The following is a 25,334-nucleotide window of genomic DNA, read 5'->3' on the forward strand; positions in this document are numbered from 1 at the left end:
ACCGCGGGTGGCCGTCACGATCAGGGATGTCGCTCGCCAGGCTCAGGTCTCCGTCTCGACGGTCTCGCGCGCGTTGAGCGCGCCGGGCCTGGTCGAGGACGCCACCCGGCAACCTCGGCTTCGTGGTGCCCGACCTCACCACCCCGTTCTTCCCCTCGGTGCTGCGAGGGGTGCGGACGCAGGCGGGCGCCTCGATGTTCTTCTGCGACAGCGGGGAGGACCCCGCGACCGAGGCCTAGCTCGTGCGGACGACGGCGGCGCAGGTCGACGGCGTGGTGCTGGGCGCGTCGCTGCTGCCCGACGAGATGATCGTCGAGCTCGCCGCTCTCACGCCGCTGCTGCTCATCAACCGATCGTGGCCGGCGTCTCATCGGTGCTGATGGACGGCGCCTGCGGCACGGACCAGGTCGTGGCACATCTGGAGTCGTTGGGCCACAGGCACTTCGCCTACCTCGGCGGTCCGGCGGCGGCGTGGTCGAACGGCCGCAGGGCCTGGCCGGTCGCGCCGAGGTCCTCGGCTCCTTCGACCCGGACTTCGGCGGCGGCCACGAGGCGGCCGGGCGGGCTCTCGAGACCGGCGCGACGGCGTTCATCGCGTACAACGACCTCATGGCGCTGGGTGCGCTGAGCTGTCTGGCGGCGCGCGGCGTCCGGGTGCCGGAGCAGATCAGCGTGACCGGCTTCGGCGACATCCTGTGCGCGGCGATGTGCTCACCGGCGCTGACGACGGTCCACATGCCGACCGAGGACGCGGGCGAGGTGGCGGTGGACCTCCTCGCCGCCCTGCTCGACGGCGGCCCCGCGGAACGTCGGGATCTTCCGACGAACCTCGTGGTCCGCGCGAGCACCGCGGCACCGATCTGACGCCGGGCACGGGAACCGGGAACGCCTCCCGGCAACGCATTCCTCGTCGCGAAGAACAAACGGACCCACTCTGGCCGCGAGGGAATCTCTTCGGACGCCTCCCCCGCGCGGCCGGCGAGTGGCTTCTAGTCGTACCCGCGGACGTGGCCGTCCTCGTCCGCGAGAATGTCGTAACCGTCCATCACGCGCTCCTTTCGTTGGTGTCCGACCTCACAAACCGTAGAGCGTCAGGCGCGTCCTGTGGAGTGAATTCGCACCGCCACCGGGGTAGTCGACGCTACGCGAAGGGAGTGACGGAGATGTGTCCTGACCGTGTCAGCCGTGCACTGTTCGAGTGCTGAACTAGTCACGAGATCGATTCCGAATGTAATCGCCCTGCGGCTGAGGACGATTCAACGGTCAATCACGCGCCTATCACGACAGCGTTCTCGTCACCGCGGCCCGGCGGTCTCCGTCACCGCGCGCACGGCCGCCACGACCGCCGAGAACGGCGGCAGGAACGGTTTCCCGGTCGGCACTTCGCCGAGCCAGCGCACCCCGCCCCCGCCGATGCGGGACGGCGGCAGCGGCACCAGGGTGCCCAGCCGGTGGGTCAGGGCGCCGCGGGCCCGCAGCCGGATCAGGTTGACCTGGGAGGCCTCGTCCGCCGACTCGGTGAGGACGAGCCACCGCCCCGGAGCGCCGGGCAGCACCACCACCGGGCCGCCGAGCATCCGCACGGACAGGTAGTGCCGCACCTCCCCGCCGATCCCGGCCGCCATCTCCACGGCGGACACGGACCGGTCGGTCGTCAGCAGCAACCGGTTCTCCGAACGCAGGACGAGCCAGCCCCAGCTCGAACAGCGCTCGACGGCGGCGGCGAACGTGTCGAGCCGCGGCAGAACTCCGGACGGCAGGACTCCCTCAGGCGAGTTCATCGATCTCACCCTCACTTCGCTCAGTGCGGTGTAACTCCGGTCACACGATTTGACTCCCCGCCGCCATGAACTCACTATCGGCCCGCCATCGGCACACTCGAACGGGGCTGGAGAGAGTGACTCACCTGCGGGAACGGCACGTCACCATGATCGCGCTGGGAGGGGTGATCGGGGCGGGCCTGTTCGTCGGAACGGGCGCCGGCATCGCGCTCGCCGGACCGGCGGTGCTCCTGTCGTTCGCACTGGCGGGGGTTCTCGCGCTGCTCGTGATGCGCATGCTCGCGGAAATGGCCGCGGAACACCCGAGCGGTGGCGCTTTCTCGGTGCACGCGGAAAAGGCGATCGGCCCGTGGGCGGGTTTCACGGTCGGCTGGACCTACTGGGCGGCGGTCGGCGTCGTGCTCGCCGTCGAGGCGACCGGAGCCGCCGGGATCGCGGCGGGCTGGGTCCCCGCGGTGCCGCAGTGGGCGTGGGTGCTGCTCTTCATGACGGTGCTCACGGCCGTGAACCTGGGCAACGTCCGCAACTTCGGCGAGTTCGAGTTCTGGTTCGCGGGCCTCAAGGTCGCCGCGATCGTCGTCTTCCTCGTCCTCGGCGTCGCGGCCATCGCGGGACTCGTCCCCGGCGTCGACTCCCCCGGCACCGGCAACCTCACCGACTTCCTGCCGCACGGCTGGGCGGGCGTCGTCGCCGGGTTCATGGCGGTCGTGTTCGCGTTTGGCGGCCTGGAGGTCGTCACGATCGCCGCGGCCGACGCCGAAGACCCGCGGCACGCCGTCAGGAAAGCCGTCCGCACCTCGATGACGCGGCTGCTCGTCTTCTACCTCGGCTCGATGGCCGTCGTCGTCACCCTGTTGCCGTGGAACGACTCCGAGGTCGGCGCCAGCCCGTACGTGGCGGTGCTCGGCAAGCTCGGCATCCCGGCGGCCGGGCAGATCATGAACGCCGTCATCTTCGTGGCGCTGCTGAGCGCGATCAACGCCACCCTGTACGGCGCCGCGCGCATGCTCAGCTCGCTGGCCGAACGCGGCGACGCGCCGAAAGCACTGCGGGGCTTGCAGAACAGCGTCCCGCGCAAGGCCGTGCTGGCGTCGACGGCGTTCGGCTTCTTCTCCGTGCTGCTGAACTACCTGTGGCCGGACACGGTGTTCCTGCTCCTGCTCAACGCCGTCGGTTCGGCACTGCTGGTCGTCTGGGGCTTCGTCGCCGTGTCGCAGATCCGGATGCGCCGCACGATCGCCGAGCCGGCGGTGCCGATGTGGGGCTATCCGTACCTGTCCTGGCTGGCGCTGGCCGGGATCGTCGCGGTGGTCGTGCTGATGCTGAGCGACGACCGGGCACGCGGCCAGATCCTGTCGACGGCAGCGTTCGTCGCCGCCATCGCGGCGGTGGCGTTCATCAGGTCGGCGCTGCGCCGCCGAGCCCAGGCCTAGTGTGATGTCCAGCGGTTGATCCGGCGTCGCGCCGGCACCGCGTGCACGGTCGGGGCCGCGATGCCGGGCCGGCCACCGATCTGCACCGGCCCCAGCCGGCGCAGGATCACGATCCGCCGCACCACGGGTGCGGCGGTCCGGGCGGCTGTGACGTGGTCGGGACGCTGCGGTCGTTCATGCCCGCGGCGCCTTCGTCGCGGTAGCGCCGGGCCCACTCGCGGGCCGTCTTCTCGGCGACCACGAACATCCTCGCCGCCTCAGCCGTGCCAGTCGTAGCCCGGGCGCGTGGGGTCAGCGCCGCGTCAAGGTGGGACACGGAACAACGTCCCCGGACGTCACAGCTGGGCCGCCTTCACGCGGAAGATCGCGGTGCCGTGCGGCGGCACGGCGGCCGAGATCGCGCCGCTCGACTGCGCGTCCTTCCCCTCCCACAGGTCCCGCACGGTGTAGCCGGCACTCGGCGGCAACCCCGCTTCCTGCGCCGTCGTGGAGATGGTGGCGGTCGCCTCGGACTCGTTGAACAGCGCCACCGCCCTGTCCCCGCCGGACAGCTCCTTGACGAAGACCCAGTGCCCGTTCTGCTGCCGCACCGCGGTGGCCTGGACGCCCAGGCGGTCCTGGTTGACGTCGACGATCTCCTTGTTCAGCAGGACGTCCAGGTGTTCCTGTGAGATCTTGCGCAGGTCGGCGCCGATCAGCAGCGGCGCCGCCATGACCGCCCAGAGCGCGAACTGGCTGCGGTACTCGGTCGTGGTCTGCCCGCCGTTGCCGACCTCCAGCATGTCGGGGTCGTTCCAGTGCCCGGGTCCGGCGTGGGCGTGCAGCGGCGCGTTCTCCTTGACGATCTCGACGGTCCTCGCCCAGGTGTCGACGATGTCGCCGGTGGTGCGCCACAGGTGCCCGACGCCCTTGCCCCACTCCCACGGCTTGTTCTGGCCCCACTCGCAGATCGAGTGGACGATCGGGCGGCCGGTCTTCTTCAGGGCGTCGCGCATCTTCGTGTACCGCTCCAGGGCGGGGCGGCCGGCGTGGTGGCAGTTGTCGTACTTGAGGTAGTCGACGCCCCAGTCGGCGAACGTCTGCGCGTCGATCTCCTCGTGGTCCAGCGACCCCGGCATCGTTCCCGTGCACGTCAGCGTTCCGGCGCTGGAGTAGATGCCGAACTTGAGGCCGCGCGCGTGGATGTGGTCGGCGAGCGCCTTCATGCCGCTCGGGAACCGCACGGGGTGGTGGCGCAGGCGGCCGGTGGCGGGGTCGCGCGTGGCGTCGGCCCAGCAGTCGTCGACGTTGACGTACCGGTAGCCGACGTCCTTGAGCTTCTTGGCGACGAAGATGTCCGCGATGTCGCGGATCATCTGCTCGTTGATGTCGCAGGCCGTGGAGTTCCAGTTGTTGAACCCCATCGGCGGCGTCGGCGCCAGCGCGGGGTCGGCGGCGGAGGCGGGCGCGGCGGGGGCGACCAGGGACGCCCCGACGAGCGCGAGAGTGGTGAGCAGTGAGCGCACTTCAGCTCCCGGGAGGTTCGGTGGACGGGGTCAGCCCACGACGTTCTTCAGCCGCACCGGCCGGTACTTGCTGTTCGGCTCCAGGCCGTAGGTGAGCAGGCGGTGGTCGGTGCCGACACCACCGCGCTGCTCGAACGCCAGGTACTCCGACCTGTCGGGCTTGGTCCACCGTTCGAAGATCACGACGTGCCGGAAGTCCTCGCCGGGCTCGTCCACGGGGTCGATGAAGAGGTCACCGGGCATCAGATCGGCGATCGCGACCGGCGTCGTGTACCTGTCGGTGGCGAGGAGTTCGGTGTTCGGTCCGCCGCGGGGGTCTTCCTTGCCCAGTTCCGCGGCCATCGAGACGAAACCCGAGCAATCTTGCCGATAACCGTCAGTCCAGTACTTCTCCATGCTGTACGGCACACGGTCGCCGTTGTTCGCGGTCAGCCAAGTCGAGGCACGTGACAGGAGCTCGGCCCTGGTGACCTGCTCCACCTGCACCGCGGCCGCCGTGGGCACGCCGGCGAGTGCGAACGCCAGGAATGCGGCGACCACCGCTGAAATGAGTTTCATCATTCCACCCGTTCCGCGAAGAGCCTATTTCGGACTTCACGGGAACACGGGCTGCAAACGAAGTCAAAAGTTTGTCCGGGCGGACGCGGGGTAGTAGGCGGTCCGGTTCCGCCGATGAATCCACACGACAGTGGGAATCGCCGTGGCACCGTTCGGGGAGCGTCGCGGCCGGGGCTCCGGCTCGTCGGCGCCTAGGCCGACCGGCTCTGCGGTGCCAGCAGCTCGTTGATCGTGTCGAGCGAGATGCCCAGCGCACCCGCGAGGGCGGCGATGGTGAAGAACGACGGGGTGGGCGCGCGGCCCGTCTCGATCTTGCGCACGGTCTCCGCGGACAACCCGGCGCGGGCCGCGATCTCGACCATGCTCTCCTCGCCGCGGGCGTCCCTGAGCAACTGACCGAGCCGCCTACCGCGCTCCCGTTCCAGCGACGTCAGTGGGATCCGCACCATGCCTGCGGATTCTACGCGAACCGGGCGCGGTGGGTGACGTGAGAAAAGTCCGTTGCGAAGCGCGCCGATCGCGACATAGGTTCGAAGTACACAAGAGAGGAGGTGGTCCGAAGTTGTATAGCTACAGGACTCGTGAGGTGGCTGTCCGCTAGGACCGCCTTTGGTGACGCCTGGCGCAAACCAAGGCAGCCACCCGACCCCCGGACTTCGAGCGCTGGTCCCGCCCGGCCTGCTCGCGCAGGAGTCGTCCGGGGGTTGTCCCGTTTCAGGACTTCTTCAACGCCACCAGATCGGCCACGAACTTCTCGTAGGCCTCGGTGAAGTTCTCCGCTCGCACCACCGAGGACGGGTGCACCGTCACCCCGACGCGCAGGCCGTCGTGCTCCCGCACCTCACCGCGGTGCTCGGTGAGCTTGAACGACGGTCCCAGCAGGGCCTTCGCCGCCACCGCCCCCAGGGCGATGACCAGTTCCGGCCGCACGACCCTGATTTCCTCGCGCAGCCACGGGAAGCACGCCACGACCTCGCCCCGCCGAGGTGTCTCGTGGATCCGGCGCTTGCCCCGCGCGGTGAAGCGGAAGTGCTTGACCGCGTTGGTGAGGTAGGCATTGTCGCGCTCGACACCCGCGTCCGCGAGCGCCTTGTCGAGCAGCCGCCCGGCGGGTCCGACGAACACGTGACCCTCGGTGTCCTCCCGATCGCCGGGGCACTCCCCCACGAGCATCAGCCGCGCCGGCACCGGCCCCTCGCCGAACACGGTCTGCGTGGCGTCCCGGTGGAGCTCGCACCCGCGGCACCCGGCCGAGGCAGCACGCAGCGCCGCCCAGTCCTCCCCCTCGGGGACGAACTGGGCGGCGCCGGCGTTCTTGGTCCTACCTGTCGGATTTGAAGGCATCCTTGACCTTCTCGCCCGCCTGCTTGAGAGAGCCCTTGGCGCGCTCGGCACGGCCCTCGGCCTGCCACTGCTCGTTGCCCGTGGCGTCGCCGACTGCCTCCTTCGCGCGGCCCTTGAGCTCCTCGGCCTTGTTGCTGAACTTCTCGTCGGCACCCATGGATCAGGCTCCTTCGTCGGTGGTCAGCTACGTCGATCGGTTACCCGGCGAGCACGGTCTGAAACAGTTGATAAGGTGATCACTCGCGGTTGAGAACCCAGCCGCAAGCCGATGTGACGGCTTGCCCTGGGTGCGCCCGCCCTTCGCACTGCGCTCCAGAGCAGTCGTCGTCACACCGGCATGCCGCTGTGACCGTGACGACGCGAAAGGAGAAGGCGGTGTCGTCCGCGAGAATCACCGCCCTCGAGGCCGAGGTGGCGGGGCTGCGCAAAGCTCTGGTGTCCCGGACAGTCATCGGGCAGGCCACTGGCCTGATCGCCGCACGCAAGCCCTGCACACCCCAGCAGGCGTTCCAGCTGCTGGTGCACATCTCCCAGCACCACAACATCAAGCTGCACGTCGCCGCCGACCGGTTGGTGGCGGCGTTCGTGCACGCGCACCTCGGCCGGACCGTCAAGGTGGCCGACCAGATGCTGTGGGATCACGTCGACGCGACCACCGCGAACGACTCCGGTGAGAGCGACGACGGGTTCGCCGAGGAGGTCAGCAGCACGTCTCCCTGAGGTAGCGGGACGGGGGTCGTGCCGAGGTTGACCACCACGCGGGTAGTGCCGCGGTGCAGCACCAGGCACTCCCCGTCCTGCTCGACCACGAACCTGTCCAACCGCGGGTCTGCCAGCTCCGGGCGGGAGCGGCGCAACGCGATCAGCGCGCGGTACGTCTCGAACACCTCCGCGTGACCACCTTCACGCAGCTCGTCCCAGCGCAGCCGCGAGTTCTCGACCGTCTGCGGCGACATCGGGTCCGGGACGTCCGACTCCCCCCACCCGTGCCGCGAGAACTCACGCCGGCGGCCCGTCCTGACCGCCTCCGCGAGCCCCTCGTCCGGGAAGGACGCGAAGAACTGCCAGGGCGTGGACGCCGCCCACTCCTCCCCCATGAAGATCATGGGCGTGTACGGCGAGCACAGCACGATTGCCGCCGCGCACAACAACTTCGACGTCGGCACGGTCGCGGTCAGGCGGTCGCCCGCGGCGCGGTTGCCGATCTGGTCGTGGTTCTGCGTGTAGGCGAGGAACCGGTGACCGGGGATCAGCGCGGTGTCGACGGGTTTGCCGTGGTGCCTTCCCCGGAACGACGACCAGGTGCCGGCGTGGAAGAACACCTTCTCCAGCGTGGTCTTCACCGCTCCCGGCGCGGCGAAGTCCTCGTAGTAGCCGAAGGTCTCGCCCGTCAGCGCCACGTGCAGGCAGTGGTGCAGGTCGTCCGACCACTGCGCGTGCAGCCCGTACCCACCACCTTCACGAGCGGTCACGAGCTTCGCGTCGTTGAGGTCGGACTCCGCGATCAGGGTGAGCGGGCGGCCCACCGACGCGGACAGCGCGTCCACCGCGACGGCCATCTCCTCGAGGACGTGCACCGCGCGCGAGTCCGCCAGGGCGTGCACGGCGTCCAGGCGCAGGCCGTCGACGTGGAAGTCGCGCAGCCACTGCACCGCGTTGTCGATGACGTACCGGCGCACCTCGTCCGAACCCGGCCCGTCGAGGTTGAGGCCGGGACCCCAGTCGTTGCGGCCCGCGAAGTACGGCCCGAACTTGTCGAGGTACGCGCCGGAGGGCCCGAGGTGGTTGTAGACGACGTCGAGCAGCACGGCGAGGCCCCGCGCGTGGCAGGCGTCGACGAACCGCTTGAACCCGTCCGGCCCGCCGTAGGGCTCGTGCACGGCACCCCACAGGACGCCGTCGTAGCCCCAGCCCTCCACACCGTCGAAGCTGTTGACCGGCATGACCTCGACGAACGTGATGCCGAGCTCGACCAGGTGGTCGAGCTTGCCGATGGCCGCGTCGAACGTGCCCTCGGGCGTGAACGTGCCGATGTGGAGCTCGTAGATCACCCCGCCCGGCAACGCCCTGCCCGTCCACGCCGCGTCGGTCCACTCGAAGTCGTGCGCGTAGACGCGCGAGGCCTCGTGCACGCCGTTCGGCTGCCACAGCGACCGGGGGTCCGGGTACGCCTCGCCCTCGATGACGAACGCGTAGTCCGTGCCCGCCGGCGACTCGGCCTCCGAGTGCCACCAGTCGCCTTCGCGCTTCATCGGGTGGTCGACGCCGCCGACCCTCACCTGCACCGACTCGGGCGTCGGCGCCCAGACGGAGAAGCTCACAGATCCCCCCGCACCAGCAGTGCCACCGGATAGGTGCCGAGCAACGACGCCAGGTCCTCCGTCGCCGGACGCCCGGTCAGCGCGTCCGTCCACGTGCCGGCCGGCAGCGGCAGAACCGTTCCCTGCCAGCCCTTGCGCTCCAGGCCGACGGGCAGCCTGGTCGCCACCGTGATCACGCCGGACCGCTCGAACGCCAGCACGTGCTCGGCGGCCGCGCCCTCGGCCTGCAACGGCCGGTAGCCGCGCAGGCCGCGCTTGCGCACGTGCAACGCCTTCTGCACGACGAGGAGCTTGGCCGCGCCCGAGTCGTCGACCTCCGGCAGCCAGCCGGACTCGATGCGGTCGAGCAACTGGCGGCGCACCTCGTAGTCGACCGGACGGCGGTTGTCCGGGTCGACCAGCGAGAAGTCCCACAGCTCCGTGCCCTGGTAGACGTCCGGCACACCCGGTGCCGTGAGCTGGACCAGCTTCTGCCCCAGCGAGTTCGACCAGCCGGGCACCTTGATCCGCTCGGCGAAGGCGGCGACCTCCGGCGACTTCAGCGCCTTGGCGGGCCACGCGGCCACCTCGGCGTCGAACTCGGCGTCCCGGTCGACCCACGACGTCCTGATCTTCGCTTCCCGCGACGCCTTCTCCAGGTACTGGCCCAGGCGCTCCTCGGTGAGCGGCCACGCGCCGACGACCGACTGCCACGCCAGGCGGTTCAGCGTCGGCTCGGACAGGCCGAACCTGCCGGTCATCGCGGTCTCGAACGACAGGTACTCGTCCGGGATCTCGGCCAGCACCGCGAGCCTGGCCCGCACGTCCTCCGACCGCTTGGTGTCGTGCGTCGACAGCGCGGTCATCGCGGCCGGCTCGGCGGACTCGCGCCGGGCCGCCCGCTGGTGGAACTCGTCGACCGACATCCCGAAGCGGTCGGGGGAACCGCCGACCTCGTTGAGCGCCACGAAGTTGGTGTACCGGTAGAACGCGGTGTCCTCGGTGCCCTTCGCGACGACCATCCCGGAGGTCTGCTGGATCCTCGTCGCCAGCTCGCCGTGCGGATCCGCGCGGACCTGCTCGTCGAGCGCCTGCACGGCGGGCGACCTGCTCAGCCTGACCGCGGTCTCCCAGTACCGCCGGCCCTCCGGCAGGTACGACCGGTACACCGGGAAGTTGACCATGACCTCGGCGACCGCCCGGCAGGCGTCCTCGAACTCGACGCCCTGCACGAGCCGCGCGATCCTGCGCACCTCCGCCACCAGGATCGAGTCGGCGACCTGCTGCCGCGAGGCGTGCTCGACCTCGTGGAAGTCGCCCGAGAACGAGTCGGTCAGCGCGATGAAGACCCCGCAGACCTCGCGCAGCGCGTCGTAGCCCGTGGTGCCGTCGACGGGCCAGCTCTGCGGCAGCGCCTCGTCCGGGCCGAGGATCTTCTCGACGACCAGCCAGCCGTCGAAGTGCTCGCGCAGCCGCCGGAAGTAACCGCCGGGGTCGGCGAGGCCGTCCGGGTGGTCGATGCGCAGCCCCGTGACGCCCCACGACAGCACCTCGCGGTGGGTCGCCTCGAACACCTCCGGGTCCTCGACGCGGATGGCCGCCAGCTCGGTGATGTCGAAGAAGCGGCGGTAGTTGAGCTCGGTGTTGCCGCGCCGCCAGTTCGCCTTGAGGTAGTGCTCGTGGACCTCGTCCTCGGCGTCCTCCGCGAGCACCGGCAGCAGCACCTTGCCCGACGACCAGTCGATGTCGAAGTACCGCGCGTAGCGCGAGGCCTGCCCGTGCTCGAGGACGTCGTCCCACCACGGGTTCGGCACGACCATGTGGTTCGGCACGATGTCGACCACCAGGCCGAGCCCGTGCGACTTCAGCTCGTCCTGCAGCGCCGCGCGCCCGGCGTCGCCGCCGAGCTCGGGCCTCGCCCTGGTCGGGTCGACGACGTCGTAGCCGTGCGTCGACCCCTCCCGCGCGTCGAGCATCGGTGAGGCGTAGAGCGCGCCGATGCCGAGGCGGGCCAGGTAGTCCGCGACACCGGCGGCGTCGGCGAACGTGAAGGACGGCGTGAACTGGACGCGGTACGTGGAAGTCGGCGCGGCCATCAGCCCACCCTCTGCAGCACGACGAGCGAGCGCGCCGTGAGGTTCAGCGTGCCGGACGCGGCGATCGGCTTCTCGCCGTTGCCGACCATCCCGGTCGCCGTGTCGACCACGACCCTCCACTCGGGGCCGTACTCGGCCTCGGGCAGCGTCACCTCGATGTCCTCGTAGTGCGCGTTGAACGCCATCAGGAACGAGTCGTCGACCACCCGCATGCCGCGCGAGTCGAGGTCGGGGATGCCCTCGCCGTTGAAGAAGACGACGATGCACTTGCCGAAGTCGTCCTCCCAGTTCTGCTCGGTCATCTCCTCGCCCGACGGCGTGAACCACGCGATGTCGCGCAGCTCCTCGCCCTTGCGGATGGGCCTGCCCGCGAAGAAGCGGCGGCGCCGGAACACCGGGTGCGCCTTGCGGAACGCCGTGATCGCCGAGGTGAACTCCATCAGCTCGGAGTTGGCCTCGAGCAGCGACCAGTCGACCCAGGAGACCTCGTTGTCCTGGCAGTACGCGTTGTTGTTGCCGTGCTGCGTGCGGCCGAACTCGTCGCCGTTCACGATCATCGGCACGCCCTGCGCGAGCAGCATCGTCGCCATCAGGTTGCGCCGCTGCCGCTGCCGCAGCGCGAGGACCTCCGGGTCGTCCGTCGGGCCCTCGACGCCGCAGTTCCAGGACCGGTTGTGGCTCTCGCCGTCGTTGTTGTCCTCGCCGTTGGCCTCGTTGTGCTTCTCGTTGTACGACACCAGGTCGTTCATCGTGAAGCCGTCGTGCGCCGTGACGAAGTTGATCGACGCGTAGGGGCGGCGGCCGTCGTCCTGGTAGAGGTCGGACGAGCCGGTGATGCGCGAGGCGAACTCGCCGAGGGTTGCGGGCTCACCGCGCCAGAAGTCGCGGACCGTGTCGCGGAACTTGCCGTTCCACTCCGTCCACAGCGGAGGGAAGTTGCCGACCTGGTAGCCACCGGGACCGACGTCCCACGGCTCCGCGATCAGCTTGACCTGCGACACCACCGGGTCCTGCTGCACGACCTCGAAGAACGTCGCCAGCCGGTCCACGTCGTAGAACTCGCGGGCCAGCGTGGCGGCGAGGTCGAACCGGAAGCCGTCGACGTGCATCTCGGTGACCCAGTACCGCAGCGAGTCCATGATCAGCTGCAGCGTGTGCGGCGTGCGCACGTTCAGCGAGTTCCCGGTGCCCGTGTAGTCCATGTAGAACTTCGGGTCGTCCTCGACGAGGCGGTAGTACGCCTCGTTGTCGATGCCGCGCATGGACAACGTCGGGCCCAGGTGGTTGCCCTCGGCCGTGTGGTTGTAGACGACGTCGAGGATGACCTCGATGTTCGCCTGGTGCAGGGCGCGGACCATGCCCTTGAACTCCTGCACCTGGTTGAGCGGCATCGCCGCGTAGGCGTCGTGCGGAGCGAAGAACCCGATCGTGTTGTAGCCCCAGTAGTTGCTGAGGCGCCGCTCGATCAGGGTGTGGTCGCTGACGAACTGGTGCACCGGCATCAGCTCGACCGCGGTGACCCCGAGCTTCGTCAGGTGGTCGATCATCACCGGGTGTGCGAGGCCCGCGTAGGTGCCCCGCAGGCGCGGCGGGATCTCCGGGTGGTCGATGGTGAGGCCGCGGACGTGCGCCTCGTAGATGACGCTCTCGTTGTACGGCGTCCGCGGCTGCCTGTCGTTCGACCAGTCGAAAAACGGGTTCACCACGACCGACTTCGGCACGTGCGGCGCCGAGTCGGCGTCGTTGCGCTCGTCGGGCGAGCCGAACTTGTACCCGTACAGCGCCTCGTCCCACGTGAGGCCGCCGGAGATCGCCTTGGCGTACGGGTCGATCAGGAGCTTGTTGGGGTTGCACCGCAGGCCCCTTGAGGGGTCGTGCGGGCCGTGCACTCGGTATCCGTACAGCTGCCCGGGGCCGACGCCCAGCAGGTAGCCGTGGTGGACGAAGCCGTCCACCTCCGGGAGCCTCACACGTGTCTCGGTGCCGTCCTCGTCGAAGAGGCAGAGCTCGACGTACTCCGCGACCTCGGAGAACAGGGCGAAATTGGTGCCCACGCCGTCGTATCCGGCGCCAAGCGGGTAGGGCCTTCCAGGCCAGGGTCGCACGATGCTCCTCGTCACAAGCTGCGGCTGCTGTCAGACCTTATCCGGGCGGTGAGGTGCTTGCACCACGCCGATTCCGGGGGTCCGGGTCCTCTGCTGGTCCGGTGTTCCGGTTGGGGTTCACCGGGCCTGGTGGTGCTGTTCGGGTGTTCCTCCCCGGCGGCTGGGCGCTGCCCCCGCCGGCCCTCGGTGCGCACGTCCGGGCACCCGGACGTGCGGCGGTAAGCCGGCTTTCGCCGGGCCGCGGGCGGGGCGGGACTTCGACGACGGGAACGAGCGGTCGGCCACGCCCAGACGACTACCCAGCCGGGGCGCTTCGTACGCGTGAGGGTGACGAAACTCCGGGAGGTTCCCGGGCGCGGGACGGCCCCGTCCCGCGCGCTCACCGCTCGGGGAGGTGGACGGGCAGGTCGACGCCCGCGCGAGAGCGGTCCCGGACCGACACGTCAACGCCCGCGCAAGAGCGGCCACAGACCGGCACGTCAACACCCACGCAAGAGCGGCCACAGACCGGCACGTCAACACCCACGCAAGAGCGGCCACAGACCAGCACATCGACACCCACGCGAGAGCGGTCGCGGACCGCGCGGCACCGCGGGGCGCGGACGGGGTCCGCGCCGGTGCCGGGTCCGGTGCGCGCCGGTAGGCCTGGTGGACGATCACACTCCGAACCCTACGAGCGGGCACCGACGTTGTCGGCCCGCCACAGGAGGGTTCTCACAGGAGTGGGAGCGGCTTTATTCGATCGTGTGATCGTCACCGTCAGGCGACTACCGGGCGCAGTCACACTCCTTCGTGCGCCAGCACCAGTTGGCCGCGGGCGGCGGTCAAGAGGGTGCGGGCTTCCTGGATCTCCGCGTACTTCAGGTGTTCACAAGCAGCTTCCGCACAAGCCAGCGCGTGCTGCAGGGCGACGTTGTCCTCGACGGGACCGGCGTCCCGCAGTGCGTCGCGCAGCGACTCCTCCGCGCGCCGTGCCCCGGCCACCGGGTCGCCGAGCGCGGTCGGTCTCACCGAAGCGAGGACCTGCTCGACGGCCAGTTCGAGCACGCCGGTCGATGTCCGCGTGCCCACGGCTGAGCTCATCTGGTACGCCACCTCCAAAACGTTCGTCGTCCGCCGTCGGGTGACGGCCCTACAGTACTCCGCAAGTGTGTGACCTGCCGTTACGCGAAAGTGTCATCTTTCGCGGTTGCGGAGGGGCCTGGTGATCTCCCGGACGCGCGGGAAGAACTCGTCCAGGGACACCGGGAGCGGGATCCTCCAGTTGGGGTGCTCGTCGATCGTGCCCGGCACGTTCGGCTGCCGGGTTTCCCGCAGAGCGTCCTGAGGTGAAGTCAGGACCAACGCGCAGGGTGCCTGCGCGAGCAACTCGTGGGCGCCCTCGACCCTGTCGGCGGCCTTCACGCCTTCCTGGCGCATCAGCTCGTCGAAGTCCGGACCGTCCTCGCCCGCGAAGAACGTCGCCGCGGTCGGGAGGTCGTGCGTGGAGATGCTGGCCATCTGGTTCGGGTTCCACTGCGACGGCGGGATCAGGGGGTGCCCCTCCGCGTAGTAGTCGCGCTGGAAGTAGAGGACGGCGCTCGTGAGCATGCCGTTCTCCTGCAACGTCTTCGTGACGACGGGCTCGACCGTGCCGAGGTCCTCGCCGACGACGACGGCGCCGGCCCGGTAGGCCTCGAGCGCGAGCACGCCGAGCATCGCGTCGGCGTCGTAGTAGACGTACGTGCCGCGCGACGGCGGCTCGCCCGGCGGGATCCACCAGAGCCGCCAGAGCCCGGCGACGTGGTCGATGCGGATGCCGTCCGCGTGCTGCAGGACGCTGCGCAGCACCTGCCGGAACGGCCGGTAGCCGGTCTCGGCGAGCCGGTCCGGGCGCCACGGCGGCAGCCCCCAGCCCTGGCCGTCCGCGCTGAACGCGTCGGGCGGCGCGCCGACCGTCACGTCGATGGCGAACGCGTCGGGGTCGGCGAAGGTGTCCGCGCCGCCGGGGGCTACGCCCACCGGGAGGTCGTGGATGACGCCGACGGCCATGCCCGCCTCGTGCGCGGCCAGCCGCACGTCCTGCAGCTGCCGGGTGCACAGGTGCTGGACCCAGGCGTAGAACGCCACCCGTTCGCGTGACGGTTCCTCGCGGTCTTGCGGCCACTCGCGCCAGTCCGCGCCGTGGACCTCGGCGAGCGCGCAGTAGGTCGCGAACTTCTCCAGCTCGGCGTCCATCTCGACGTCGCCGCCGGGGAACAGCAGCTCGAGGGCCTGCTTCTTGGCGTCCCAGATCGCGTCGTAGTCGATCAGGTCCTGGTTCGGCGGCCGCAGGTCCCGGACGAGCTGCCGGGTGCGCGGACAGGCCTGCAGGAACTCGGCCGTCTCGGTCACGCGCAGGTAGAGCGGGTTCGCGAACCGCCGGGTCGCGGGCGAGTAGGGCGAGCGCTCGACCGGGTGGGTCGGGCTCGGCGCCTGCACGGGGTTCACCAGCACGACGCCGGCGTCGAGCTCGAGGCTGCTGCGGCGGGCGATCGTGGCGAGGTCGGCGAAGTCGCCCATCCCCCACGAGTCCTTCGAGCGCGCGGCGTAGAGCTGCAGCATCCAGCCCCAGGTGTGCGGCACCTCCGGCAACGTCCTGGGCGCGACGGCGAGCGTGACGGTCTGCTCGGCGGTGACGACGCGGTGCCACCCGAGCGGCAGGCTGTCCGGCAGGTGCCGCTCGACGGCGAGCGACGTGCCGTCCTCCAGCTCGATCGTCGCGGGGCCGTGGAGGTCGTACGTCTCGTACTCGCGGACGACGATCGTCGGCGGCAGCTTGCGCTCGGCACGACGCCGGTCCACGCGAGCCAGCTCGCGGGCTATGGAGTCCTCAGTGGACGCGTCCACGCCGAACTGCGCCAAGACCTTGACGACGACCTCGGTGTCGACGACGACCTCTTGCTGGTCCGCATTCTCGTACCGAGTGGCGACGCCCCAAGCGTCCGCCAGCCGCGCCAACTGCTCCACGGGTACAAGCTATGTCACAGCTCGGCGAGCATTACCAGAGCAAATGGTCCCTGGTCACCCGATGGGTGCAGGCCGGTCGGGAGGCACACTCCCGGTGTACCCCATCAAACATCCGATGCTTCGCGGGGAACAGCGACGACCGCCTCGACCTCGACGAGGAAATCGGGCCCGAACAACGCCGCGACCTGAACCAACGTGCTGGCCGGGTTGTGCACTTCTCCCAGCGCGGGACGCAGGATCTCGTCACGAACGTCCCGAATGGTCTGAACCTCCGAGGCGTCGAGCACGTACCACGTGAACTTCACGACATCCGACCAGTCAGCTCCAAACCTGGAGATGACGTGATGAAGATTGCTCAGCGCCTGCCGCGTCTGGGCGGCCAGGTCGTCCACCCCGACCACGCAGCCCGCGGCGTCGACGGACACCTGCCCGGAGACGAACGCGAGCGTGCCGGAGACCGTCACGGCGTGGGCGTAGCCGGGGGTCGCGGGGAGCTCGGGCACGTCGGTGAGGCGCTCTTCGGCGGGCATGGCGCCACCCTACGGTCCGGACCGGCGCGGGCGTCGCGGAACGCGAACGGCCGGGCTCGCCGGCACGCACCGCGCGAACGGCTCGGCCTCGGGCGGGAGCCCGTCAGCCCACCGGCCCGCTGGAGTTGCGCACCACCAGCCGCACCGGGTGCTCGGCCGGCTCGACCTCCCCACCCCTGATCAGCGTGAACAGGTCCGCGACCGCCCGCTCCCCCTGCTCCTTCGCCGCCCCCTCGACGGCGGTCAGCCCGACCACGCGGGTGAGCTCCTGCCCGTCGAGCGACACGATCGACACCTCGTCCGGCACCGCGCGCCCGTCGCGCTGCACGCGCAGGAAGATCCCCACCGCCGCGGCGCCGTTCGAGCTGATGACCGCCGTGGGCAGGCGTTCGCCGTCGAGCAGCACGTCGACCACTTGCTCGCCGCCGTCGACGGTCGGCGAGCACCACACCGTCCACTCCGGACGGACGGTGAGCCCGGCCGCGGCCAGGATCTCGTCGTAGGTCTCGTCGACGCCGTCGGACAGGACCAGGGCGACGTCGTGGTGCCCGAGGGCCACGAGGTGCGCGACGGCGGTCCGCAGCGCGTGCCGCAGGTCCGCGTCGTCGACCGCGACGTGCGGGACCTCCAGCGACTCCAGCGCGGCCTGTTCGGCGGCGGACAGCGACATCGACAGCAGCAGCACGCCGTCCACGCGGCGGCCGAGCGGCAGCTCGCCGAAGAACTTCGCGCGGGCGGCGGCGTCGCCGAGGACGTAGAGCAGCACGTCGTACCCGGCCTGCCGCAGCGCTCCCTCCGCGCCCGCGAGCACCGGGCTGACCTCGGACGTGAGCACCGCGATCGCGTACCGGCGCCCACCGGCCAAGGACGAGGCGTCCCGCGCGATGGCGTACTTCATCTGCCGCGCGACCTCGCTCACGTGCTGCCTGGTCGCCTCGGACACGCCCGGTTCGCCCCGCAGGGCGCGCGATACGGTCGCAGCGGACACCCCTGCGGCCTTGGCCACGTCGGACATGCTGGTCACGGCCCGAGCGTATTGGAGATCCATGAAGCCCGGCGACGTCGCCCCCGACTTCTCCCTGCCCGACCAGGACGGCACCGAGCGCAAGCTGTCCGCGCTGCTCGAGAACGGCCCGGTCGTGCTGTTCTTCTACCCCGCCGCCATGACCTCCGGCTGCACGGCGCAGAGCTGCCACTTCCGCGACCTCGCCGCCGAGTTCGCGGAGGTGGGCGCCCAGCGCGTCGGGATCTCGCGCGACGACGTGGCGACGCAGAAGAAGTTCGCCGAGCTCAACGGCTTCGACTACCCGCTGCTCGCCGACGTGGACGGCGAGGTCGCGGAGCAGTTCGGCGTCAAGCGCCGGTTCGGGCCGATCCCGGTCAAGCGGCACACGTTCGTCATCGGCGCGGACCGCGTGGTCGTCGAAGTGGTCAAGAGCGAGTTCTCGATGAACGCCCACGCCGACAAGGCGCTGGCGGTGCTCAGGAGTCGGTGATCGTCAGGACGCCGTAGGGCCCGGACGCGCTGCCCGTCCGGACGACCACTCCGTCGACGGTGTACCTGCCGTGCACCTCGGCACCGTCCGGGCCCGCGACCACGACGAGCATCACCGTCTTCGGCGCGTCGGCCGGCACCTGGACGACATGCCTCCACGGCAGCGTCACGCCCGCCTCGTTCTTGACGGACGTGCCCGCCGTCGCGGTGACGTTGAAGGCCTTGCCGAGCCCCGTCACCTCGAACACCACGGACCGCATCGCCGGAACGGGCGGCGGCGGCTCGACCGGCGGCGGTGGCTCCGCCCCGGCCGGCCGCACGGCGGCGCGCACCGAGTCCACGACCTGGGGTCCGTACACCACCCCGCCCACGGCGAGAAGGGCGACGACGAGCATCAGCACCCACGGCCACCTGGGTGACCGGGGAACCTCGTGCAGCGGTGGCGCGACGCCGTACTCCGCGGGTGTGTTCGACATGGGACCCCCTCACCTGGGAGGTCGATCATGCACCACCCGCCGTTACCGCAGGCCCGCCAGCACGAAGTCGGCGATCTCGCCGGCGAGCCGGCCGGGTGTCTTCGGCCCGTCCGGCCGGTACCACACGGGCAACTGGTTCACGACGCCGAGCGCGATCCGCACGACCGTGTCCGCGGGGACCGCGGAGCTGAACTCGCCGTCCGCCTGCCCCTTCTCCACGACCGCGAGGAACGTCTCGTGGTAGCGGCGGCGTTCGGCGCGGAAGTCGGCCATCCGCTCCTCGCCGAGCCGCGGCATCTCCCGGACGAACACCGCGGTCTCGTCCACCCGCCCGGCGGTCGAGACGACGAGCGACACGAGGATCTCGCGCACCGTCTCGGCCGCGGGCAGGCCGAGGCCGATGATCCGGTCCATGTCGGCGGACTGGGCCGTGATCAGCAGCCGGTAGATCTCGAAGAGCAGGTCGTCCTTCGAGCGGAAGTAGTGGTACAGCGCGCCCTTGGTGATCCCGGCGGCGTTGACGATCTCCTGCACCGACGTCGCGTCGTAGCCCTGCGACGCGAACAGGCGCACGGCCGCGTCGATGATCTTCTGCTCGGTCGCGCTGGGCACCGCTACCCCTTCGGCGCCAGCGCGCGCACCTGCTCGACCTGGTCGCCGCCGGTCGGGAGCAGCGCGATGATCGGGGTGTCGACGCCGGCCGCCTGGTACTCGGCGACGCGGGAGCGGCACTCGTCGGCCGAGCCGTGCACGACCAGCGCGTCCACCACCTCGTCCGGGATGGCCTTGGACGCGGCCTTGCGGTCGCCCGCCGCCCACGCCTCGTGCATCGGGCGCAGCGCCTCGCCGCGGCCCAGCCAGTCGTGGAACGCCGCGTAGGCGGGCACGGTCAGGTAGGTGCTGATGAGCATGCGCCCGAGCGCCCGCGCGGCGTCGGCGTCCTCGGTCGGGCAGACGAAGATCCGGGCGGCGAGCTCGGCCTCGCCCAGCTCCGCGCGCACCTTCGCGACGTCGGTGGCGGCGAGCCAGTTGGTGATCGCGCCGTCGGCCTCGCGACCGGCGAGGCGCAGCATGTTCGGGCGCAGCGCGGCGAGCATGATCGGGACCTTCCCGGCCGGCGGGCGCTCCAGCTTGAAGCCCTTCACCGAGAACGTGTCGTAGTCGGCGCTGACCTTCTCCCCCGCCAGCGCGGCCTTGAGGAAGCGCAGGGTGTCGCGGGTGCGCTTGAACGGCTCCTCGAACGGGATCGCGTTCCAGCGCTGCACGATCGCGGGCGACGACGAGCCGATGCCCAGCACGAACCGCCCGCCGGTCACCTCGGCGAGCGTCGCGGCGGTCATCGCCAGCGTCGCGGGGCCGCGCGTGTAGACCGGTGCGATCGCCGGGCCGAAGCGCAGCTCGGAGGACCACTGCGCGGCCAGCGCGAGCGGCGTGAACGCGTCGGTGCCGGTCGTCTCGGCCGACCACACGTCCGTGTAGCCGAGCCCGGCGAGCTCGGACACCAGCGCGCGGTGCTCCAGCACCGGCACGCCGATCAGCGGCAGCGTGATTCCCCAACGAGCCATGAACGTCACCAGCCCAAGCTTCTAGGAGTGTCTCTGACTTCGAGACCACCCTACCGACCGGTCGGTATGCCCACAACCGCGCGGCGGCCTACCTCTTCCTGGCCATCGTCAGGCCGTCCGCGATGGGCACCAGCACCGACTCCACCCGCGGGTCCCTGCGCACGAACCGGTTGAACGCGTCGATCGCGGCCGCGTTGCCCTCCGGCTGCTCCGCCGCGGCGTCGCCGTAGTAGAGCGTGTTGTCCGCGAGCAGCAGCCCGCCCTGCCGCACGCGCGGCACCAGCAGGTCCCAGTAGTGCACGTACCCGACCTTGTCCGCGTCGATGAACACCAGGTCGATGACCGGCTCCTCCGGCAGCTCCGCCAGGGTCCTGGCGGCCGCGCCGAGCCGGAGGTCGATCCGGTCGCGCACGCCCGCCGCCTGCCACGCCTCCTCCGCGATCGTCGTCCACTCGGCCGAGAGGTCGCACGTGATGACCCTGCCGTGCGGCGGGAGCGCCTGCGCGAACGCCAGCGTGGAGTACCCGGTGTAGGTACCGACCTCGACCACGGTCTGCGCGCCGGTGAGCTTGACCAGCAGGGACAGCAGGACCGCCTGCTCGTGCGGGATCTGCATCTCCGCCGAGTCGCCGAGCTCGGCGGTGCGGGCGATCAGCTTCTCCTGCACCGCGCTCGGCTGACCTGCCTGTTCGCGCACGTACCGGTAGATCTGCGGTGTCATGACCACGGCCTTGAAGTCGTTCACGCGCGGCCTTCTCTCATAGTCGGGAGGCGAAAGTCCTGAGCTTGCTCCCGAGTGTGGCTCCGCACTCGGGCTCGAGCGGGTGGTTTGCGAGGTCGTGACCGATAGCGGACAGGACGGCGGCGCGGTGCGCGCGATAGCGGCTCACGCAGACGTTCTCCCGGCTCACGAGGAAGAACTCGTCGAACCGGGCGCGCTCGGCGTCGGTGGTGGGCACGCGCGCACGGCCCGACTCGCGCAGCAGTGAATGGCCGTCGGGCACGAGTTTGCGCATGACCTCCTGGTGTGCCAACAGGTTCGCCTTGCTCGCGGAGGTGAGCGGTGCGGCCGCCACGGGCCCCAGTGCGGCGCGCGCCCGGCGCAGCAGGCCGGGCAGTGGTTCGTGGTCACGCGCCCACCGCCCGCTGAACGCCGGGTCGAACGCCACCATCATCGGCCTGATGACGTCCTCGTACACCTCACGGGAACAACTGCCCGAATAGGCGAACATCGCCGAGTACGCGTCATATCCAAGCGCAGTGAGGCGGACCAGTTGCGGATCAGGCTCGCGTGTCAGCCGATCGAGTGAATCCGAAAGAAACCTCCAGACCAGGAAGGCACCGTGGTGGCCGAGGAACCACCGGTGCACCGCGCGGTCGACGGGGTCCTCCGGCGTGGTGATCACGATGGGCAGCTGGAAGCAGCCGTCCGCGCACGGGATCAGCTCCTCCCCCGGCATCGGCAGGCGCAGCACGGGCAGGTCGACCCAGGTGTGGCCCCACACGGGCAGGCGAACAGGAGCACTCATCGCGCACCCTCCACTTCGGACGCAACGGTGTCGAGGAGATCGGCTACCCTGCCGAGCGCCGTGTCGAGCGGCCGGTCCTCCACGACCGGCGGCACCTCGTCCGCGATCCGGTCGAAGACCTCGGCGAGCCGCGGTGCCTGTGGACGCCGCGCACCGACGTGCACCGCCTGGCGCAGCGCGACCGCGAGACCGGCGTGCAGGTGGCGCAGCAGCCGCGTCTGGTCGAGCGCGGTGAACGCGGCCTGGGTGCCGAAGGGCACGACGTCCTGGTTGTGCAGGTTCGTGGGCAGGCTCTGCACCGAGGCGGGCGTGGCGGCGCGGCGCATCGCGGCCACCGTCGCCGTCGCGGAGATCTGCACGCCCTGCAGCGCGTGGTGCTGACCGGGCAGCGGGCTGAGCATCGGTGGCAACCCGCCGGTGCGCCGGGGATCCACCAGGAGGTCGAGCTGGCGCTCGGCCAGGTTGCCCAGCTGCACCAGCGCGACGTTGAGCTGGTCGGCCGCGAAGGCGCTGGGCTGGCCGAAGAAGTTGCCGCCGTGCACCACCTCGCCGGTCTCCGGGAAGAACAGCGGGTTGTCGCTCACGCCGTTGAGGTCGCGGCGCACCACCTCGTCCGCGTGCCGCACGCTCGTGGCGGCCGCGCCGATCAGCTGTGGCGTGCACCGGATGCTGTAGGCCTCCTGCAGCGGGCGCTCGCCCGACGGCGTGCTGCCCTCGAGCCACGTCCTGATCGCCGCACCGGTGTCCGCCACGTCGGGGTGCCCGAACGCGGCCAGCAACTGCACCGACGTGAACTCCGTGCCGCAGCCCAGGACGTCGGTCATCAGGGCGGACAGCAGCTCCGCCGTGCGGCGCGCGCGAACCGCCTGTGCCACGGCGAGCCCGAGTGCCGCGGCGGTCACCGAGATGCCGTTCACCAGCGCCAGCGCGTCCCGGCCGTCGAGGGTCAGCTCCTCCAGGCCGGCACGGGCCAGCGCTTCTCCCGCCGGGAGCAGCTGACCTCGGAAGAAGGCGTTGCCGTTGCCGCGCAACGCATGCGCCACGTAGGCGAGCGGCTGGAGGTCGCCGCTCGCGCCGACGGAGCCCAGCCGTGGCACCGCGGGGGCGAACTCGGTGCCCAGCATGGCGGTCAGCGAGTCCACGACCAGCTCGGACACGCCGGACCGCCCCTGCGCCAACGAGAACAGGCGTGCGAGGACCGCCGCTCTGGCGACCGCCGGCGGCAGCAGCTCGCCGTGCCCGACGATGTGGTGCAGGATGGTGTTGTCGCTCTGGCCGGCGCCGTCCGCGCGGCCCTCGAACTCGACGAGCGGACCGAAACCCGTTGTGACGCCGTAGACGGCGCGGCCGGACCCGCTGACCTCGAGCACGAACTCGCGGCAGCGCGCCACCCGCTCGCGCACGTCGCCGGGAAGTTCAACGTGCAGCGGAGAACGGGCGAGTTCCAGGTGCGCGGGTTCGAGTGCCGAGGCCAGGTTCACGGCAGCAGGGGATGTTCCGACAGGCACGACGCCTCCTGAGGACTGTGGGGAACCACTCGCGACGATCCCCGTTGACCGGTCGGCGAGTAAGGGCCTTGTGCAGGTGAACGAGGAGCAATTCTCAACTGTGCCGCGGCGCGTTCACGCCGATACCGAGGTGCCCGAACGCTCCGTGCACGGTTCGGGCCGAATGATCACCGGACTGCTCCACCGGGGTGAACCGCGGTGCGCGCCGTGAGATGTCGACCACGACGCCGGGTCCGCAGCCGCCGACCGGGCGAACCCCTTGCACCTCGGGCACTTCACCGATCCGCTTCCTTCAGCGGTCTGCGGAGGAACTTGCCCGACACCGATCTCGGTATCTCTCGCACGAAGACAACTTGGCGCACCTTCTTGCAGGGCGCCACCTCCGCGGCCACGAACGCCATGAGGTCCTCCGCCGTGACGTCGCCTTGCGTCACCACGAGGATCTTCGGCACCTCACCGTTGACCCGATCGGGCGCACCGACGACGGCGGCGTCCCGCACGGCGGATGTCGGCGCAGCACCGCTTCCAGCTCGGCCGGCGCCACCTGGTAGCCCTTGTACCTGATCATTTTCCTGACGCGGCCGACGACGTGGAAGCGCCCGTCGCGCACCCGCACGAGGTCTCCGGTGCGCAGCCAGCCGTCCGCGAACGCCTGCGCGGTGCCCGGCTCGACGACGCGCGCCTCCGTTCCGGGGCAGAGCACCCCGATGCTCGCGGGGTCGGATTCCCCGTCGTCGTCGGAGGTCTGGTGCGTGCCACCGGCTTCGGTGAGCCCGTAGCCCTGCCGCACGCGCGCTCCGAGCTTGCGCTCGGCCTCCCGGCGGACGGCGTCGTCGAGCGGGGCGACGTGTTCGAGGCGCGGGTGCGGCACCGGCCCGGCGTGGTCCGCGATGGCGGCGGCGAGCGGGGGCATCAGGCAGGCGCGCGTGACGCGGTGGTCCGCCAGGCGCCGCAGGTAGGTTCCGGCGTCGCCGCGGGGCATCGTCACGAGCGCGGCACCGCCGAGGAGGCCGGAGTCGAGGATGATCGTGAAGCCGTGGACGTGGAAGAACGGCAGGTTCGCGGCGAGGACGTCGGTCTCGCCGATGCGCCAGCCGGGGCGGTGCTGCTCCGGGTTCGCGACGATCGCGCGGTGGCTCAGCCCGACGGCTTTCGTGACTCCGGTGGTACCGCTGGAGAACAGGACCACGGCACGCGCGCGCGGATTTCCCGGCGGCGGGGAATCGTTGCCGCCCCAGGGGAGGTCGTCGAGGTCGAGCGTCCGGCTGACGTTCGCGGGCCTGCTCAGCCGCACGATCTCCCGCGGCGTGAGCATCGGGTTGATCAGCGCGGCCGTCGCACCCGCCGCCATGACCGCGTGCAGCCCGACGGCGAACAGCGGCCGGTTCGAGCTCGTGATCGCGACCGTGTCACCGGGACGGATCCCTGTGCGCACAAGGCCTCGCGCCACCGCCTCGACCTGCTCGGCGTACGTGAGCGACTCGTCCGTGACGGCGTCGACGAGCGCGATCTCGTCGTTGTGGCGAGCGCGGTGCAGGACGTGCTCGGGGACCGTGCGCTCGGGAACGGCCACCGCCGGCAGGGGGCTGCGGTAGATCACAGGCTCGGCTCCGGGTTCCACGTCGCCGAGCCTGCTGCCCGGCGACGTGGCCGGAGACTATCCGCACTTTTCGCGGCCGTGCGGGTGAATCAGCTCAGATGCTCACGCCACGCGCGGCGAGCCAGCCCACGGGGTTGATCTTCTGACCACCCTCGACCCACACCTCGAAGTGCAGGTGCGGCCCGGTCGACTGACCGCGGTTGCCGATCGTCGCGATCTGCTGCCCGGCCTTGACCTTCGCACCCTGTGCGACGTCGATGGTGTTCATGTGCCCGTAGACGGTGATGGTGCCGTCCTCGTGCTGAACGCGGACCCACAGCCCGAACCCGGACGCGGGCCCCGCCTCGACGACCGTGCCGTCCATGACGGAGACGATCGGCGTACCGATGGCGTTCGCGATGTCGATGCCGTTGTGGCTCGTGCCCCAGCGGGCACCGAACCCGGACGTGAACGACCCCTGCGCCGGCCTGACGCACTGGGGCCGCTTCGCCGCCTCCTCGGCCGCGGCGCGCGCGGTCTCG

27 protein-coding genes and 2 pseudogenes are annotated in these 25,334 nt (G+C 70.6%); 6 read left to right on the forward strand and 23 right to left on the reverse strand.

Annotation, left to right across the window (positions count from 1 at the left end):
* Positions 1-7: 7 nt before the first annotated feature.
* The 3 genes and pseudogenes from L6E10_RS40740 to L6E10_RS09880 all read left to right on the forward strand — a co-directional run.
* Positions 8-67, forward strand: a pseudogene (locus tag L6E10_RS40740) (LacI family DNA-binding transcriptional regulator); the annotation flags it as partial.
* Positions 68-242: 175 nt separating this feature from the next.
* Positions 243-380: a hypothetical protein gene (locus tag L6E10_RS09875; RefSeq protein ID WP_236218962.1), complete on the forward strand. Its 138-nt coding sequence runs from the start codon at positions 243-245 to the stop codon at positions 378-380.
* A 91-nt stretch (positions 381-471) separates the two neighbouring features.
* Complete coding sequence (locus L6E10_RS09880) at positions 472-864, forward strand: LacI family DNA-binding transcriptional regulator (protein WP_236218964.1); 393 nt, start codon at positions 472-474, stop codon at positions 862-864.
* A 431-nt stretch (positions 865-1,295) separates the two neighbouring features.
* On the opposite strand, the gene L6E10_RS09885 is transcribed toward L6E10_RS09880, so the two are convergent.
* Entirely contained in the window at positions 1,296-1,781 is a 486-nt protein-coding gene (locus L6E10_RS09885; protein ID WP_236218966.1) for a hypothetical protein, read from the reverse strand.
* A gap of 116 nt (positions 1,782-1,897) precedes the next feature.
* On the opposite strand from L6E10_RS09885, the gene L6E10_RS09890 reads away from it, so the two are divergent.
* A complete protein-coding gene (locus L6E10_RS09890; protein WP_236218968.1) occupies positions 1,898-3,214 on the forward strand; it encodes an amino acid permease in 1,317 nt (438 codons plus the stop codon).
* 11 nt (positions 3,215-3,225) lie between these two features.
* On the opposite strand, the pseudogene L6E10_RS09895 reads toward L6E10_RS09890, so the two are convergent.
* The 6 genes and pseudogenes from L6E10_RS09895 to L6E10_RS09920 form a co-directional block, all read right to left on the reverse strand.
* A pseudogene (locus L6E10_RS09895) lies at positions 3,226-3,530 on the reverse strand (helix-turn-helix domain-containing protein); the annotation flags it as partial.
* Between the two features lie 19 nt (positions 3,531-3,549).
* Positions 3,550-4,719 (reverse strand): alpha-galactosidase, encoded by a 1,170-nt coding sequence (locus tag L6E10_RS09900; RefSeq protein WP_236218971.1) that lies wholly within the window; start codon positions 4,717-4,719, stop codon positions 3,550-3,552.
* Positions 4,720-4,749: 30 nt separating this feature from the next.
* A complete protein-coding gene (locus tag L6E10_RS09905) occupies positions 4,750-5,277 on the reverse strand; it encodes a hypothetical protein (protein WP_236218973.1) in 528 nt (175 codons plus the stop codon).
* Positions 5,278-5,468: 191 nt separating this feature from the next.
* A complete protein-coding gene (locus tag L6E10_RS09910; protein ID WP_090103836.1) occupies positions 5,469-5,726 on the reverse strand; it encodes a helix-turn-helix domain-containing protein in 258 nt (85 codons plus the stop codon).
* Between the two features lie 265 nt (positions 5,727-5,991).
* Entirely contained in the window at positions 5,992-6,621 is a 630-nt protein-coding gene (locus tag L6E10_RS09915; RefSeq protein ID WP_236218975.1) for a UdgX family uracil-DNA binding protein, read from the reverse strand.
* Positions 6,599-6,778 (reverse strand): CsbD family protein, encoded by a 180-nt coding sequence (locus L6E10_RS09920; protein ID WP_236218977.1) that lies wholly within the window; start codon positions 6,776-6,778, stop codon positions 6,599-6,601. Before L6E10_RS09920 ends, L6E10_RS09915 begins: the two co-directional genes overlap by 23 nt.
* 218 nt (positions 6,779-6,996) lie before the next feature.
* On the opposite strand from L6E10_RS09920, the gene L6E10_RS09925 reads away from it, so the two are divergent.
* A complete protein-coding gene (locus L6E10_RS09925; protein ID WP_236218979.1) occupies positions 6,997-7,341 on the forward strand; it encodes an ANTAR domain-containing protein in 345 nt (114 codons plus the stop codon).
* Here the strand turns inward: L6E10_RS09925 and treZ are convergent.
* The 7 genes from treZ to L6E10_RS09960 all read right to left on the reverse strand — a co-directional run bounded on the left by treZ (position 7,260) and on the right by L6E10_RS09960 (position 17,655).
* A complete protein-coding gene (gene treZ, locus L6E10_RS09930) occupies positions 7,260-8,942 on the reverse strand; it encodes a malto-oligosyltrehalose trehalohydrolase (protein ID WP_236218981.1) in 1,683 nt (560 codons plus the stop codon). The two genes, L6E10_RS09925 and treZ, sit on opposite strands and share 82 nt — an antisense overlap.
* Positions 8,939-11,017, reverse strand: a complete 2,079-nt coding sequence (gene treY / locus L6E10_RS09935; protein ID WP_236218983.1) for a malto-oligosyltrehalose synthase — start codon at positions 11,015-11,017, stop codon at positions 8,939-8,941. Before treY ends, treZ begins: the two co-directional genes overlap by 4 nt.
* Positions 11,017-13,122, reverse strand: a complete 2,106-nt coding sequence (glgX, locus tag L6E10_RS09940) for a glycogen debranching protein GlgX (protein WP_236218985.1) — start codon at positions 13,120-13,122, stop codon at positions 11,017-11,019. Before glgX ends, treY begins: the two co-directional genes overlap by 1 nt.
* A gap of 780 nt (positions 13,123-13,902) precedes the next feature.
* A complete protein-coding gene (locus tag L6E10_RS09945) occupies positions 13,903-14,205 on the reverse strand; it encodes a hypothetical protein (RefSeq protein ID WP_236218987.1) in 303 nt (100 codons plus the stop codon).
* A gap of 93 nt (positions 14,206-14,298) precedes the next feature.
* Positions 14,299-16,110, reverse strand: a complete 1,812-nt coding sequence (locus L6E10_RS09950) for a 4-alpha-glucanotransferase (RefSeq protein ID WP_236218989.1) — start codon at positions 16,108-16,110, stop codon at positions 14,299-14,301.
* Positions 16,111-16,214: 104 nt separating this feature from the next.
* Positions 16,215-16,640 (reverse strand): RidA family protein, encoded by a 426-nt coding sequence (locus L6E10_RS09955; protein ID WP_236218991.1) that lies wholly within the window; start codon positions 16,638-16,640, stop codon positions 16,215-16,217.
* A 103-nt stretch (positions 16,641-16,743) separates the two neighbouring features.
* The gene (locus L6E10_RS09960; protein WP_236219017.1) at positions 16,744-17,655 is read right to left on the reverse strand and encodes a LacI family DNA-binding transcriptional regulator; all 912 of its coding nucleotides are present in this window, start codon (positions 17,653-17,655) and stop codon (positions 16,744-16,746) included.
* A gap of 31 nt (positions 17,656-17,686) precedes the next feature.
* Between L6E10_RS09960 and L6E10_RS09965 the strand changes: the two genes are divergently transcribed.
* Positions 17,687-18,136, forward strand: coding sequence for a peroxiredoxin (locus tag L6E10_RS09965; protein WP_236218992.1), 450 nt, complete (start codon positions 17,687-17,689; stop codon positions 18,134-18,136).
* On the opposite strand, the gene L6E10_RS09970 is transcribed toward L6E10_RS09965, so the two are convergent.
* The 9 genes from L6E10_RS09970 to L6E10_RS10010 all read right to left on the reverse strand — a co-directional run.
* Positions 18,123-18,611, reverse strand: a complete 489-nt coding sequence (locus L6E10_RS09970; RefSeq protein WP_236218994.1) for a hypothetical protein — start codon at positions 18,609-18,611, stop codon at positions 18,123-18,125. The two genes, L6E10_RS09965 and L6E10_RS09970, sit on opposite strands and share 14 nt — an antisense overlap.
* Positions 18,612-18,653: 42 nt before the next feature.
* The gene (locus L6E10_RS09975; RefSeq protein WP_236218996.1) at positions 18,654-19,223 is read right to left on the reverse strand and encodes a TetR/AcrR family transcriptional regulator; all 570 of its coding nucleotides are present in this window, start codon (positions 19,221-19,223) and stop codon (positions 18,654-18,656) included.
* Positions 19,224-19,225: 2 nt separating this feature from the next.
* Positions 19,226-20,176, reverse strand: a complete 951-nt coding sequence (locus L6E10_RS09980) for an LLM class F420-dependent oxidoreductase (protein ID WP_236218998.1) — start codon at positions 20,174-20,176, stop codon at positions 19,226-19,228.
* 88 nt (positions 20,177-20,264) lie between these two features.
* Positions 20,265-20,921: an O-methyltransferase gene (locus L6E10_RS09985; RefSeq protein ID WP_236219000.1), complete on the reverse strand. Its 657-nt coding sequence runs from the start codon at positions 20,919-20,921 to the stop codon at positions 20,265-20,267.
* Between the two features lie 13 nt (positions 20,922-20,934).
* On the reverse strand, positions 20,935-21,705 hold the full coding sequence (locus tag L6E10_RS09990) for a hypothetical protein (RefSeq protein WP_236219002.1): 771 nt from the start codon (positions 21,703-21,705) through the stop codon (positions 20,935-20,937).
* Complete coding sequence (gene hutH / locus L6E10_RS09995) at positions 21,702-23,213, reverse strand: histidine ammonia-lyase (protein WP_236219004.1); 1,512 nt, start codon at positions 23,211-23,213, stop codon at positions 21,702-21,704. The genes L6E10_RS09990 and hutH overlap by 4 nt, the downstream gene beginning before the upstream one ends.
* A 275-nt stretch (positions 23,214-23,488) precedes the next feature.
* Entirely contained in the window at positions 23,489-23,713 is a 225-nt protein-coding gene (locus L6E10_RS40745; protein ID WP_308102763.1) for a hypothetical protein, read from the reverse strand.
* Positions 23,644-24,834: a class I adenylate-forming enzyme family protein gene (locus tag L6E10_RS10005; RefSeq protein WP_236219007.1), complete on the reverse strand. Its 1,191-nt coding sequence runs from the start codon at positions 24,832-24,834 to the stop codon at positions 23,644-23,646. The genes L6E10_RS40745 and L6E10_RS10005 overlap by 70 nt, the downstream gene beginning before the upstream one ends.
* A gap of 73 nt (positions 24,835-24,907) precedes the next feature.
* Positions 24,908-25,334 (reverse strand): M23 family metallopeptidase (locus L6E10_RS10010; protein WP_236219009.1); only part of this gene is annotated, 427 nt, incomplete at its 5' end.

The sequence above is a fragment of the Lentzea sp. CC55 genome, from assembly GCF_021056325.1.
Taxonomy (GTDB): domain Bacteria; phylum Actinomycetota; class Actinomycetes; order Mycobacteriales; family Pseudonocardiaceae; genus Lentzea; species Lentzea jiangxiensis.